Here is a 14,243-nt window from a genome sequence, read left to right as displayed (position 1 = left end):
TCGACGCGCTCGTTCGTTGCTTGCTCAGCAGGGGTCACCCGCGCTGTGCGAGGAACGCCACTTCGACCTCGTCGCCCGTGCCCATCTCCTCGACATCGGGGTCGACCATGATCAGGCAGTTCGCCTCGGCGAGTTCGGCGAGCAGGTGCGACGACCCGGTCGGTGAGGCGCCGAGCACCTGCACCAGGTAGTCCCCCGACCGTTCGTCCCGCATCAGCTGCCCACGCAGGTAACCCTTGCGGCCGCGCACCGACGCGATCGGTCCGATGGTGCGCGCCTTGATGATCCGCCGCATCGGTTGCCTTTTGCCCAGCGCGATCCGGATGAGCGGCCGGACCATCACCTCGAAGGTCACCAGAGCGCTCACCGGGTTGGCGGGGAGCAGGAACGTCGGCACCTCGTCGCGTCCGAGGCGCCCGAAGCCCTGGACCGACCCGGGGTGCATCGCCACGCGCACGATCTCCAGGTCGCCGAGGTCGGCGAGGGCGTCGGCAACAGCGGTCGACGCACTTCCCCCACCGCACCGCAGATGACCACGATCTCGGAGCGGATGAGCTGCGCCTCGACGACCTCCCGCATCCGCGACGCCTCGCGCTCGGCGATGCCGACGCGGTTCACGTCGGCGCCGGCGTCGCGGGCGGCAGCGGCCAGCGCGTAGCTGTTGACGTCGTAGATCTGACCGGGACCGGGTGTGCGGTCGATGTCGACGAGCTCACTGCCCACCGAGATGACCGACAGGCGCGGGCGCGGGTGCACCATCACGCGTGCCTGACCGACCGCGGCGAGCAGCCCGACCTGGGCCGGGCCGATGATCGAGCCCGCGCGGACCGCGACATCGCCCGGCTGCACGTCGTCGCCGACCCGCCGGACGTAGTTGCCGCTCTCGACGCCGTGTCCGATCTTGACCTTCTGGTCGCCACCGTCGGTCCAGCGCAACGGGACCACGGCGTCGGCGAGCGTCGGCATCGGGGCCCCGGTCTCGACGCGCACCGCCTGACGCGGTTGCAGCCGCGTCGGTGTCCGCGAGCCCGGCCCGACCTCGCCGACCACCGGCAGGGACACGATCATCGGTTCGCCCGGTTCGAGGTCGACGAGCTCGGCGCCGTTGGCGTCGAAGTCCTCCAGGTCTTCGGGTGCGAGCACCCCGGCCAGACCGACGTCGACCGCACGCACCGCGTAGCCGTCGATGGCCGCCTGGTCGAAGCCGGGCATCGGGTGCTCGGTGACGACCTCCTCGGCGCACATCAGGCCCTGCGCCTCGGAGATCGCGACGCGCACCGGACGCGGCGCCACTGCCGCCGCGGTCACCAGCGTCAGATGATCTTCGACAGACCGCATCTCACCGCTCTCCCCGTCTCAACCGGTCAGTGCACCGGGACGTGCGGCCGACAGCGCTCGGCACGTCGTGCACTCGATACAACACAGGAGAACGTTATCGAGCGCGCCCACGACAGCGTGCGAGGCGCGCGGATGCGACCGGTGATCACCCGTGCGGAATCAGCCGTCGGCGAGACGCTTCTCGAGCCATTCGCGCAGATCGGGACCGTAGTCGTCGCGGTCGAGCGCGAAGTCGACGGCGGCCTTGAGATAGCCGCCGGGGTTGCCGAGATCGTGTCGGGTGCCGTGGTGGACGACGACGTGGACCGGCTCGCCCTCCTCGATGAGGAGCGCGATGGCGTCGGTGAGCTGCAGTTCGCCACCGGCGCCGGGTTCGATACGGCGCAGCGCGTCGAAGATCTTGCGGTCGAGGATGTAGCGACCCGCGGCGGCCAGATTCGACGGCGCATCCTGCGGTTCGGGCTTCTCGACCATGCCCTTGAGGCGCATGACGTTCGGGTTGTTGGCATCGGGAAGCGGCTCGACGTCGAAGACGCCGTAGGCGCTGATGCGATCTTCGGGGACCTCGATGGCACACAGCACCGAGCCGCCCCGGCGCTGACGGGTGCGCGCCATGACCTCCAGGACACCTCCGGGTAGCACCAGGTCGTCGGGCAGCAGAACTGCCACGGCGTCCTCGTCGTCGTCGAGGTAGCTCTCGACGCAACCGACCGCGTGCCCGAGGCCGAGCGGCTTCTCCTGCACGACCGACGCGACCTCGAGCAGGTTGGGCGCCTTGCGCACCTTGGCCAGCATCGACTCCTTGCCACGCGTGGCGAGGGTGTTCTCGAGCACGAGGTCCTCGACGAAGTGGGCGACCACGCCGTCCTTGCCCGGCGAGGTCACGATGAGCAGACGCTCGGCGCCGGCCGCCTTGGCCTCTTCGGCGACCAGCTCGATGCCGGGGGTGTCGACCACCGGCAGCAACTCCTTGGGCACCGTCTTGGTCGCCGGCAGGAACCTCGTTCCCAACCCGGCTGCCGGGACGACCGCGGTACGCGGGATCGGCGGAGTGTTGGGTACACCTTCGTACTCACTGAAACCAGCTTTATCCGTCGCACTCATGAATCCACCCTAGGACAGGTGCCGGTTCTCGGCCGGACAGACGGCGGTGACCGGGACCTCACCACGCTCGTTCCGACGGTCGGATACAGTGCGGGCGTCCCGGCTGTCCCGGCCGGGGTGCACATGCCACCGGTCTCGAGACGACGCGAAGGACGGTCGGGTCTTGACAACGCTGAAACAGCAACTGCGACAAGAGATCGAGGATCGACGATCGCGTCGGTCCGCCGACGAGCGGGACCGGTCTGCCGCGGCCCTCGCCGAATGGATGTACTCATGCCCGTTCCGGCTCGAATACGACGTCACGGTCGCCGCGCATGTCCCCGTCGGCACCGAACCCGGCTCGAATTCGATGCTCGACGCGCTTGTCGACCGAGGCGTGTCGGTTCTGGTCCCGGTGGTCCCCGACGGCGATCCCGCACCGATGGACTGGGCGCCGTACACGGGGCGGGACTCGCTGGCTCCCGGACGCTGGGGACTTCTCGAACCGACCACCGACCGCGTCGGGGTGACCGCGATCCGCGCGGCGTCGGTGATCCTGGTCCCGGCGCTCGCTATCGACAAGAGCGGTGTGCGGCTCGGACGCGGCGCCGGATACTACGACCGGACCTTGCACGGTTTGTCGGCCGACCTCGTCGGCGTGGTCTATGACGACGAGGTCGTCGACTCACTGCCGTCCGGTGACCACGATGTCCCGGTCGGTTGGACTCTCACTCCCGGAGACGGGTTCCGCCGACTCGGCTGACCCGGGGTACAGCGAAACCCGGGCGGTGTCGGGGGACACCGGCCCGGGTTCGGCCTATGACGTCGTCGTGGCGGGACGCCGGTCAGGCGGGAGTCGCGGCCTTGGCCTCGCTCTTGGTCGACGACGACGAGCTCGCGGAGTCCGACTTGGAGCTGCTCGACGAGCTGTCCGACGACGAGGAGCTCGACGACGACGAGCTGTCCGACGAGAGCGTCGAGGTGTCCGAGGACGAGCCGGGACGCGAGTCCGTGCGGTAGAAACCGCTGCCCTTGAACACGATGCCGACCGAGTTGAACAGCTTGCGCAGGCGGCCTGCGCACTGCGGGCACTCGGTCAGCGAGTCGTCGGAGAAGGACTGGACGATGTCGAACTTGTTGTCGCACTCCGTGCAGGCATACGAGTAGGTGGGCACCGCGAAACCTCCGAATGTCAGTAAACGATGACCAGTGTAACCGACTTTGGCACTCCCTCATTCCGAGTGCTAAGCGCGAGTTCCGACCGGCGGATTTCGCACCTTGTCGCGCACCGCCGCGTGCCGTCGTGCAAAGTGTTCCCCTAGCTGAAGCAACCAGTTCACCGCTCGATCACCGGGTCGGACCGCCACGAGCGGCCGATCCCACCATCGCTGGAGCCGCCATGACCGACTTCCTCAACGACCTGAACAGCATCATCTGGAGCAATCCGTTGGTGTACCTATGCCTCGGAGTGGGGGTGTACTTCTCCATCCGCTCGCGGTTCCTGCAGATCCGGCACATACCGGAGATGATCCGGGTGATGCGCCACGGTCAGAGTTCGCCCGATGGCGTCTCGTCCTTCCAGGCGTTGATGATCTCGCTGGCCGGTCGCGTCGGCACCGGGAACATCGCCGGTGTGGCGACGGCGATCGCGTTCGGCGGTCCGGGTGCACTGTTCTGGATGTGGGCGATGGCGTTCCTCGGGGCCTCGACCTCGTTCGTCGAGTGCACGCTCGGCCAGATCTACAAGACCCGCGATCCGCTGACGAACGAGTATCGCGGCGGCCCGGCCTACTACTTCAGCAAGGCGCTGGCCCACACCAAGGCGGCCCCGTTCTTCAAGGTCTACGGGCTCATCTTCGCCGCCGTGACCGTCCTCGCCTGCGGGCTGCTGCTCCCGAGCGTGCAGTCCAACTCCATGGCCCTGGCGATGAACCAGGCGTGGGGTATCGCGGACTGGGCCGTCGCGATCGGCGTCGTCATCGTGCTCGCCTTCGTCATCATCGGCGGGGTCAAGCGCATCGCTACCTTCGCCACCGTTGTCGTGCCGTTCATGGCGGTCCTCTACATCCTCTTCGCGCTGGTGGTGGTGTTCCTCAACGCGTCCGAGATTCCCGAAGTCCTCCGGATGATCTTCGCCAGCGCCTTCGGGATCGACTCCGTCTTCGGTTCGGTGGTCGGCGCTGCGGTCATGTGGGGCGTCAAGCGCGGCATCTACTCCAATGAAGCCGGCCAGGGCACCGGACCGCACGCAGCCGCGGCCGCCGAGGTCTCGCATCCGGCGAAGCAGGGCTTCGTGCAGGCCTTCGCCGTCTACATCGACACCCTCTTCGTGTGCTCGGCCACCGGCTTCCTCATCATCTCGACCGGTGCGTACCGGGTGTTCGAGGGCGAGAGTGCCGACGGCGCGGTGATCGCCGACGGCGGACTGCTGCCGACGGCCACCGACGTCGGACCCACCTTCGTCCAGATCGGCTTCGACAGCATGTGGAGCGGCGCCGGTTCGACCTTCGTCGCGGTGTCTCTGATGTTCTTCTGCCTGACCACGATCATCGCCTACTACTACATGGCCGAGACCAACCTGCGGTTCCTGATGGGGAAGGCGGCGACCATCTACATCGGTCCGCTGCGCAGCACGCTGGGCTCGAACCTCACGATGCTCCTGCAGGCACTGATCCTCGTATCGGTGGCCATCGGATGCGTCTCGACCGCCAGCGAGGCGTGGACCCTCGGCGACATCGGAGTCGGGCTGATGGCGTGGCTGAACATCGTCGGCATCATCATCCTGCAGCAACCCGCGTTCAAAGCGCTGCGCGACTACGAGAAGCAGAAGAAGGAAGGCAAGGATCCGATCTTCGACCCGATCGCTCTCGGAATCGTCGGGGCGACGTTCTGGGAGTCCTACGGCCGGGCCGACGACCGCCCCGAAGAAGTCACCCTGTCCAAGAAGTGAGCCGACCGCCCGCGGTTCCCGTCACCGGGAACCGCGGGCGGCGGCGGCGGGGCGTGTCTACCCCCCGATGACGTCCTTGTCGATGTCGGGGATGTTGTCGCGGTTCATGTCCGGATCGCGGGCCTGTCGAGCGTCCCACCGCAGCAGGAACGCGGCGAGCACTGCCGAGACGACAGATCCGACGAGGATGGCCGCCTTGGCCGCGGCGGCATGGTCGTCGGAGCCGGCCTCGAAGCTCAGTTCCGCGATGAGCAGCGCCACGGTGAAACCGACTCCGGTGAGGAATCCGACGGGCAGCAGATCGCGGATGCCGATCGCGTCTGGTAGGCGCAACGGCGTGAACCGGGTCATCAGCCACGTCGAACCCATCACACCCACGACCTTGCCGACGACGAGACCGACGACGATTCCGATCGACACCGGTTGGACGATCGAACCATCACCACCCACGACGGTGACGCCCGCGGCCGCGAAGGCGAACACCGGCAGGGCGAGCGCCGAGGAGTACGGGCGGACCGCGTCGTCGAGTCGCTCGGTGCGCGGCTCCTCCTCACCACGGATCGCAACGGCCGGCACCACGAACCCGAGGAGTACGCCCGCAACGGTCGCGTGCACCCCGGACGCGTGCATCAGACCCCACGCGACGACGGCGACCGGGATGAGGACCGGCCACCACCGCCACGCCTGCCGCACCAGCACGGCGAAGAGCGCCACCGCGGCAAGGGCGGCCACCAGCATGACGAAGTCGATCTTCTCGGTGTAGAACGTCGCGATGACGATGATCCCGAGCAGGTCGTCGACCACTGCGAGCGTCAGCAGGAACGTCCGCAGGGCGAGCGGGAGACCGCGGCCGAAGATCGCGAGAACTGCGAGAGCGAAGGCGATGTCGGTGGCGGTGGGGATCGCCCAGCCGTGCAGCCCGTCCGGGTCGCCGATCGCCACCACGACGACGTAACAGAGCGCGGGCGTGACCATGCCACCCACCGCGGCCGCAATGGGAACACCGGCGAGTTTGAGATCCCGGAGGCTTCCGGCCACGAACTCGTGTTTCAGTTCGACTCCGACGACGAAGAAGAAGATCGCCAACAGCCCGTCGGACGCCCAGTGCGCCAGCGACAGATGTAGGTGCAGCGCCTCAGGCCCCACCTCGACATGGAGCAGAGAATCGTAGGCCTCCCGCCACGGCGAGTTCGCCCAGAACACTGCAACAGCGGCGGCCACCAGAAGCAGCGCCCCACTGGTCGTGTCTAGCGCCGCCCAGCGCCGGATGCGATCGGCCTTGCGTGCGCTGTCTGCTGTCGGTTGCTCGTCGGCCATAGGCTCTCCTCTGCTCGATCGCACGCGGTGCGCCGGACGCCGCCCGCGCGACGAGCGGCCGACCAGACTTCCCGGCACAGAACATCGATTCTCCCCCACCGCAATGCCGCGGGCCATTCCGGGCCCACGGCCGGACCGCTGTCCACACCGGTCGACGGCCCGATTGATGTTGTCCACAGACGAGTTCCACGGGCCGATCACCCGGGCAGACGGACCTAGCCTTCGTCACATGTCTCCCCCGTCGAAGCTTCCGTCGAAAGCCTCACTCGGGCCTCGAATTCGTGACCGGGTGAGTTCGGCGCTGCGACCGGGGTGGACGCGCAGCGTCCTGATCCGACGTGTCGCCGCGACAGGACTGGTCGTCGCGGCCGTGGTGGTGGGGGTTGCCGGAACACGCGCCGACGGCGACGTCGAGGTCATGGTTGCCGCGCATGACCTGCTGCCGGGACAGGTGGTCGAGATAGACGATCTGGCGCCGCGGAGCGTCGCGGAAGCCACGGTTCCCGACGGTGTCCTCACCGAGGCGGCACCCGCACTCGGGCGAACCGTGACCGGGCGTGTCCGCGGAGGAGAAATCCTCACCGATGCCCGCCTGCTGTCGTCACGTCTACCCGCCGACCTGACCGGGGACGACGATGCCCGGCTCGTACCGATACGACTGTCGGACGAGGCCGTGACCGCGCTGCTGCGACCCGGCGACGTTGTCGACGTGTTGACCGAAGAGGCGGAAGTGCTGGCCCGCCGCGCCGTCGTCGCACTTCACGCTGCCGAATCACAGTCGGGTGGTATCGCTCCCGGCGGGACCGCGGCCACCCCGGTGCTGCTCGCGATGGACGCCGCATCCGCCCATCGGGTCGCGGCGGCGGGGCTCGATACGGCGCTCGCGGTGGTCCTGCACTGACGAACGGGCGGGTCACGGCATCACGACACAGCCGGGGAAATCAAGTCAAATGGATCGGTTCGTTCGCGATCGTGGATAGGGTAGTACGAGCTCGCCAAGCTGCATGTCGGATTTGCTCCGATCGTGCACAGAATCGCCGGACAAGAGCAGGACATCACCGAAAAGAGGCCGCACACCGTGCTCAAGGGATTCAGGGACTTCATACTCAAGGGCAATGTCGTCGAGTTGGCGACAGCGGTCATCATCGGCGCCGCGTTCACCGCGATCGTCACCGCGTTCACGGATGGCATCGTCCAGCCGATCATCAACTCGATCCCCGTCGGCTCCGACGCGGCGCAGGGACTCGGCTTCCAGATCACCGACAACCCATCGACATTCGTCGACCTCGGCAGTGTCATCACCGCGGTGATCAACTTCCTGATCATCGCCGCAGTGGTGTACTTCATCATCATCCTGCCGTACAACAAGCTGGCCGAGCTGGGCGGTTTCGGCAAGAAGGCGGAGGTCACCGAGATCGCGCTGCTGTCCGAGATCCGTGATCTGCTGGACCCCGACGGCGCCTCGAAGGCCAAGGCGGAGGCCGAGAGTGATCTGCCGGCGCATCTCTCCGATCCGTCCGGTCCGGTCGGCGACTCCTACGGTCCGCCGTCGGGCTCCTTCGCCCCGTACGAAGCACCCGCCGGAGCCGGTACGACGCAACGCATCTCGACTCCGCCGACACCACAGGGCCCGCCGTCGCAACCCACTCCCCCGCAATCGGTTCCGCCGCAGAACGTTCCGTCCCAGTCCGTCCCGCAGAATCGTCCGCCGCAGGGCCCGCCGCCCGGAAGCCCTTCGGGCCAGCCGTATCCGACGCCGCAGCCGGCACCCGGTAGCTACCCGCCGCCCGGGAACTACCCCGGCCCGGGCAACTACCCGCCTCCCGGCCCCGGAAGCGGTTATCCCGGTGAGCAATACCCAGGCGACTTCCCGGGCGAGGACCCGGACGCGCCGGGGCGTCACTCGCGCTGACACGCGGGCCCCGTCTCCCAGGAAGCTGACAGCGGGAGCCATCCGAACCCGAAGGTCGGCCCCCTACTTTGGGATTCGTCGCCGGAACGTGCGACCGCACCGGACCTGAAAGCCGGTGCGACCGAACGAGAACAGGATGAACGAATGCCGAACAAGCCCGCACCGAACCGTCAGTCGCAGACCCAGAACCGGCGTCCGGCGCGTCCGCAGCAGCGCACCCAACCGCGTGCGCAGGCCCGCCCCAGGACGTTCCCGTGGTTCTTCGGTAGCTGAGTAACCCCGCTCCCAATCCGAAAGTCTGCACAATTCCTGCCCCCTGAGGTGCGAGGAGCGCAGGCCACTGCCCTCTGCTCCCTGAGGTGCGAGGAGCGCAATCTACGCTCCCTCTGCTCCTTGAGGTGCGAGAAGCGTAGGCCACTGCCCTCTGCTCCCTGAGGTGCGAGGAGCGCAAGCTACGCCCCCTCTGCTCCCTGAGGTGCGAGGAGCGCATGCTACGCCCCCTCTGCTCCCTGAGGTGCGAGGAGCGCAAGCGACGAGCCACGAAGGGTTTGGCGACTTACCTCGTCAGCCCTTCGTGGCTCGCTTCGCTCACACCTCAGGGAGCATGGGGAGGACGCTTCGCTCGCACCTCAGGGAGCATGGGGAGGGCGCTTCGCTCACACCTCAGGGAGCATGGGGAGGGCACCTCAGGGGCAGTGCCAGTTCACGCCGGCGGATCGACGCGCTGCACCCAGACGGTCGGCCCGTCGGTCAGGGTGAACTGAGCCCGGACCTGCGCGTCCCACCGGCGCGCGTAGAGGGCCGACAGTCGTTCGTCACTCGTGCTGCACGTGACCGGCAGGCCTTCGCGACGGCCGCGCTCGATGACCGGGTCGACCAGCCCGGCGAGGGTCCCGCCTCGCCGATGATCCGGATGGACGAGCGCGAAGATCACCCGGATCGGATTCTCCGCGACCTGCGCTTCCTCCGATTTCCGCTGCAACTCGGTGAAGCGGTGGATGAAGCCGTCTATGACATGCACCTGATGCTTGGTGCGCGCCTTCATGTCCTCGTCGATCCGCCCGGCCTCGTCACCGGGGGCCGAGACCGCGATCAGCGCAATGAGGTCACCCCACTCGTCGAAGACTCCGTGTAGGCCTCGCAGGTACTCGACGAACAAGATTTCTCCGTACCAGCGGTACGCCTCGACTGGCGAGTCCCGCCCGATCAGCCATCGGTACACCGGGACCTCGCGCAGGCCGTGTTCGAGCAGATCGAGGGCGGCATCTTGATCCGATTCGACCAAATGTCGGGTCGTCGTGCCGCCCACTTGTACGCGATGCGTCATCGGTTCATATCAGCACATCGATTGCCTGTACGCGCCACCGGTCAGCAACAACCCCGGTCTTGGCATTCGGAAAGCTGAACCATACGGGGTTGCGAGAACTCTTCTAGTGATTGTCCCCTCACCATCACGACGATGACCGAGAGATGACCGAACGCCGAACTCTTGCGGTCAACCCTATTTATCGACCCCGCACGAAATGCTAGCTCTCCTGTAATCGAATAACGTACTGTCTGCGACGTGCTCGCCAATCGAAGTGCGTGCGAGCACGTATGCACCACCACCGACGAAGGAGATCTCATGGCAGAAGTGATTCAGGGCGCAATTTCCGACGCTATCGTCGAACTCGTCACCGGCTCGATCGAATCGGGTTCTGAAGACGCACCCGCCTGAACGACCCGAATACTGAGCCGCTCCGTGGTCAACTGCGGAGCGGCTTTCTTCGTCTCTGGAGCTCCTCGAATTGATCGCTGACCACTCCATTTAACAATCGTTTGAGACACATTGTTGATCAGCATTCCTGGTAAGAGCTTGCCACATGGATCAATTGCATAGACTGCGCTGGAACCGGCGTGAGCGGCTTCCGTCACCGAGCAAACCACCGCGCCAGCGTCACGACGACCCGGAGTAGCCTCACCAGATGCCCGTCACCCGCTCGATGAGCAAGGATGAGGTACGCGCGTTGCTCGCGCTCCTGTTCGACGCGCTCCGGACAACCCGTTGGGCCTGCGCCGGTTTCGTCGTCTTCCAGCTCGCGTCGGTGTTCACCACGCTCGCCCAGCCCGCTCTCAACGCCGCGATCATCGACGACGGAATCCTGCGCGGTGACGTGGCGACCATCAAGCGCGTCGGGGTGCTCATGGTCGTGGTGGCCGTGGTCAACCTGGTGGTGTCGATCGGTGCCACATTCCTGGCCTCCCATATCTCGGCGACCGCGGCGCGCGACCTCCGCACGCGCGTACACGGTCGGATCAGCGCCTTCAGCGATCCGCAGGTCCACTCCATCGGACTGTCGAGCCTGCTGACGCGCTCCACCGGAGATGTGGGCCAAATCCAGGGATTCCTCTTCATCAGCCTGACCGTCGTGGTGACCGCGCCGTTGATGCTGTTCGGCGCGCTGGTGCTGTCGCTGGCGCAGGGCTGGCGGATGGCGCCCGTGCTGGTGGTCGCCGGGGCGGTGCTGGTCGTCCTCGTCGCCGTCCTCGTCCGGCGTCTGGTGCCGTGGGCTGCGCAGTTGCAGCGTCGTCTCGACGTCGTCAACCGGGTGCTGCGCGAGCAGCTACGTGGGATCGCGATCATCCGCACCTTTCGGCGAGAGGACCGGGAACGCGCCCGGTTCGCGGTGGAGAACGACGAGCTCACCCACGTGGCCCTGCACCTCGGCCGTCTGCAGGTCCTGATGCTGCCGTTGGTCACCGTGGTCTCGAACCTCGCCGTGGTCGCGGTGACCGCACTGGGTGCGATCTTCGTCGACCGCGGGGAGATGCAGATCGGCCAGATCACCGCGACAGTCGGCTATCTCGCCCAGATCCTGCTGGCGGTGTCGCTGCTGACCATGATCGCCGGGGTCATCCCGCGTGCGGTGACCAGCGCCGGACGAATCACCGCGGTACTCGACACCGAGCCGCTCGACCCCGGCGACCCCGGTGACGGCCGGGCGCCCGCACCGCCCACGATCGTCTTCGACGCGGTGTCGGTCGCCTATCCGGGCGCCGAGTCCCCCACCGTCGACCAGGTCTCCCTGTTCTGCGCACCCGGCACGGTGACCGGCGTCCTCGGCGGAACCGGAAGCGGCAAGTCGACGCTGCTGTCCCTACCCCTGCGGTTCGCCGACCCCACGTCGGGCGTGCTCCGATGGGATGCCGCCGACGTGACCGCTCTAGCGCCCGCCTGGGTTCGCGCACGCAGTGCCTTCGTGGGTCAGGGTGCCGAGCTCATCACCGGGACGGTCGCCGACAACCTCCGGATCGCCCGACCGACCGCCACCGACGACGAGCTGTGGGACGCCCTGGACGTCGCAGCCGCGGCCGACTTCGTCTCGGCTCGCCCCGGCGCTCTCGACGCCACGGTGGCGCAGGAGGGACGCAACTTCTCCGGTGGTCAGCGCCAACGGCTCGCACTCGCGCGTGCCGTGCTCCGCCGGCCCGCGCTGTACGTCCTCGACGACCCGTTCAGCGCTCTCGACGTCGACACCGAGGCCCAGATCATCGAACGATTGCGCCGGACCGATCCGGATGCGACGGTCCTGATCGCCGCGCAGCGTGTGTCATCGGTCCAGCACGCGGACGTCATCGCGGTGCTCGACGCGGGACGGATCGTCGGCCTCGGAACCGATTCGGAGTTGCGGTCCCGCAGCGACATCTATCGGGAGATCGCCTACGCGCAGGCGGTGACCAATGCTTGACCAGAGATCGCAGGCGCCGGCGGCCGGGCCGAGAAAGACCCAGAAGCCGGCGACCCAGCCGACGGCTCGACGGCACGATGGATCGCTGCGCTGGATCGTCCGGCAACTCGACCTGAGCAGAGGACGCGGGTTTGCCATCTCCCTCTTCGCGATCCTCGCCGCGGTCGGCGGCGTCGTCGCGCCGATCCTGTTCGGTGCGGTCACCAACGTGATCGTCGACGGCACGGTCGGCGACGCGACGATGAACTGGGGACTGCTCTGGACGCTGCTGGCGATCCAGGTCGGGGTGTTCGTGGCGGCCGCGGTCTGCAGCCTCGCCCAGGGCCAGTTGCTGACCGTCGCCGTGCAGCGGTCGGTGGCCGGATTGCGCGCACGCATCGAGGACAAGATCCACCGTCTTCCGTTGCGCTACTTCGAGAACACCACACGCGGTGTGTTGGTGAGCAAGCTGACAGCCCACACCGACAACGCCGCGACGGTGATCGCACCGGTGCTGGTGACCGTTCCGACGAATGCCTTGACGCTTGTCGTCGTCACCGCCGTCCTGTTCGTCATCTCCCCGGTGCTGGCTTGTGTCGCCCTGGTCGCAGCACCCGTGTCGGCGCTGGCCGCGGTCCTGCTCGCCCGCCGGGCACGACCGCACCTCGAGTCCCGCTGGACGACCACGGCCGCCCTCACGGGGCACATCGAAGAGGAACTCAGCGCGCGCCGGATGTTGCAGGCGTACAACGCCGAACCGACCGCCGCGCGCCGCTTCGACGACCTCAACGACAAACTCTTCTCCTCGGTCCGCTCTGCCCAGTGGATCGGCGGTTCCCTGCCCTCGGTCCTCACCGCGGTCAACGCCCTGGTGTTCCTGATCCTGGCGGTCCTCGGCGGGATCATGGTGGTCGACGGGCACCTCAGTCTCGGGGCGGCTCAGGTTGTGGTGGTGTTCGCCCAGCAGCTGACGAGCGCGGTTCGCGAACTCGCCGGGTTCGTCACCAAGGTGCAGTCCGGCACCGTGTCGGCGAGCAAGGTCCGCGAGGTGCTCGAAGCACCCGAGGACGCCGGCGCCGACACCGGCCAGCCGGTGCCCGTCTCGTCCGGCCGGCACCAGCTCCCACCCGAGATCGTCTTCGACGACGTGGGCTTCGCCTACGAGGAGGACAACCCCGTTCTCGACTCGGTGAGCTTCCGGATGGCGCCCGGCACGACCACCGCCGTGGTGGGGACCACCGGGTCGGGCAAGACCACGCTGACCAATCTCCTGCAGGCGTTCTACGCACCCAGCCGGGGCTCGATCACCATCGACGGCGTCGATCTCGTCGAACTCGGACCGCACCGGGTACGGGCGAACATGGCCGTCGTCACCCAGGAACCGTGGCTGTTCACCGGGACAGTCCGCGAGAACATCGCCTTCGGCATCGAGGACGGCCATGCGGTCGATGCGGCTCTCACGGACAGCCACGTCGCGCAGATCGTCGCCGCACTACCCGAAGGCATCGACACCGTGATCGGCCAGGAATCCGAGAATCTCAGCGCCGGCGAGAAACAGCTGGTCACCGTCGCGCGCGCGATTGCCGCGTCGCCCAAGATCCTCATTCTCGACGAGGCGACCAGCGCCGCCGACCCCCGCACCGAGTTGCTCGTGCAACGTGCCCTGCACCGTCTGCGTGCGGGGACCACCACCCTGCTCATCACCCACCGCATGGCGACCGCGGCGTTGGCCGACGAGATCGTCGTCCTCGACGATAGGGTGATTGCCGAGGCAGGGACCCACCAGGAGTTGCTCGCCGCGGGCGGGATCTACGCCCGACGGTGCGGACTGCCGCCGGCGGACGCCACGGCCGGCGACGACGAGAGTGTGAGCGGCAGCAGTCCCAGCGGTCCGGACGCGAGGTCGGACCCGTGACAGAAGGCAGGAGCCAGCGCG

The 14,243-nt window shown here is 67.5% G+C and carries 10 protein-coding genes and 1 pseudogene; 6 read left to right on the top strand and 5 right to left on the bottom strand.

Going from position 1 to position 14,243, the window contains the following annotated elements:
- Nucleotides 1-34: 34 nt before the first annotated feature.
- Nucleotides 35-1,338 (bottom strand): annotated as a pseudogene (gene glp, locus MVF96_RS07065) (molybdotransferase-like divisome protein Glp).
- Nucleotides 1,339-1,497: 159 nt separating this feature from the next.
- Nucleotides 1,498-2,442, bottom strand: a complete 945-nt coding sequence (locus MVF96_RS07060; RefSeq protein ID WP_247451753.1) for a UTP--glucose-1-phosphate uridylyltransferase — start codon at nucleotides 2,440-2,442, stop codon at nucleotides 1,498-1,500.
- Nucleotides 2,443-2,605: 163 nt separating this feature from the next.
- Between MVF96_RS07060 and MVF96_RS07055 the strand changes: the two genes are divergently transcribed.
- A complete protein-coding gene (locus tag MVF96_RS07055; RefSeq protein WP_247451752.1) occupies nucleotides 2,606-3,184 on the top strand; it encodes a 5-formyltetrahydrofolate cyclo-ligase in 579 nt (192 codons plus the stop codon).
- An 82-nt stretch (nucleotides 3,185-3,266) separates the two neighbouring features.
- Here MVF96_RS07055 and MVF96_RS07050 read toward each other — a convergent pair whose 3' ends face one another.
- Nucleotides 3,267-3,596, bottom strand: a complete 330-nt coding sequence (locus tag MVF96_RS07050) for an FmdB family zinc ribbon protein (protein ID WP_247451751.1) — start codon at nucleotides 3,594-3,596, stop codon at nucleotides 3,267-3,269.
- A 224-nt stretch (nucleotides 3,597-3,820) separates the two neighbouring features.
- Here MVF96_RS07050 and MVF96_RS07045 point away from each other — a divergent pair, with 224 nt between their 5' ends.
- Complete coding sequence (locus MVF96_RS07045) at nucleotides 3,821-5,371, top strand: alanine/glycine:cation symporter family protein (RefSeq protein WP_165630333.1); 1,551 nt, start codon at nucleotides 3,821-3,823, stop codon at nucleotides 5,369-5,371.
- A gap of 57 nt (nucleotides 5,372-5,428) precedes the next feature.
- On the opposite strand, the gene nhaA is transcribed toward MVF96_RS07045, so the two are convergent.
- On the bottom strand, nucleotides 5,429-6,688 hold the full coding sequence (gene nhaA, locus MVF96_RS07040) for a Na+/H+ antiporter NhaA (RefSeq protein WP_247451750.1): 1,260 nt from the start codon (nucleotides 6,686-6,688) through the stop codon (nucleotides 5,429-5,431).
- A 229-nt stretch (nucleotides 6,689-6,917) separates the two neighbouring features.
- On the opposite strand from nhaA, the gene MVF96_RS07035 reads away from it, so the two are divergent.
- Both MVF96_RS07035 and mscL read left to right on the top strand, forming a co-directional pair.
- Nucleotides 6,918-7,589 carry an SAF domain-containing protein gene (locus tag MVF96_RS07035; RefSeq protein WP_159370357.1) on the top strand — a complete coding sequence of 224 codons (672 nt, stop codon included), beginning with the start codon at nucleotides 6,918-6,920 and terminating at the stop codon, nucleotides 7,587-7,589.
- A 177-nt stretch (nucleotides 7,590-7,766) separates the two neighbouring features.
- Nucleotides 7,767-8,600: a large conductance mechanosensitive channel protein MscL gene (mscL, locus tag MVF96_RS07030; RefSeq protein ID WP_247452071.1), complete on the top strand. Its 834-nt coding sequence runs from the start codon at nucleotides 7,767-7,769 to the stop codon at nucleotides 8,598-8,600.
- Between the two features lie 703 nt (nucleotides 8,601-9,303).
- Here mscL and MVF96_RS07025 read toward each other — a convergent pair.
- Nucleotides 9,304-9,927 carry a hypothetical protein gene (locus tag MVF96_RS07025; protein WP_065630205.1) on the bottom strand — a complete coding sequence of 208 codons (624 nt, stop codon included), beginning with the start codon at nucleotides 9,925-9,927 and terminating at the stop codon, nucleotides 9,304-9,306.
- A 637-nt stretch (nucleotides 9,928-10,564) separates the two neighbouring features.
- Here MVF96_RS07025 and MVF96_RS07020 point away from each other — a divergent pair.
- Together MVF96_RS07020 and MVF96_RS07015 are read left to right on the top strand one after the other, a co-directional pair.
- The gene (locus tag MVF96_RS07020) at nucleotides 10,565-12,328 is read left to right on the top strand and encodes an ABC transporter ATP-binding protein (protein ID WP_247451748.1); all 1,764 of its coding nucleotides are present in this window, start codon (nucleotides 10,565-10,567) and stop codon (nucleotides 12,326-12,328) included.
- Entirely contained in the window at nucleotides 12,321-14,222 is a 1,902-nt protein-coding gene (locus MVF96_RS07015) for an ABC transporter ATP-binding protein (protein ID WP_247451747.1), read from the top strand. Before MVF96_RS07020 ends, MVF96_RS07015 begins: the two co-directional genes overlap by 8 nt.
- The last annotated feature ends 21 nt before the right edge of the window (nucleotides 14,223-14,243 follow it).

Origin of the sequence: Gordonia hongkongensis (genome assembly GCF_023078355.1) — a bacterium.
GTDB lineage: Bacteria > Actinomycetota > Actinomycetes > Mycobacteriales > Mycobacteriaceae > Gordonia > Gordonia hongkongensis.
The sequence above is the reverse complement of the archived record's forward strand: the minus strand, read 5'-3'. Positions and strand labels throughout refer to the sequence as shown.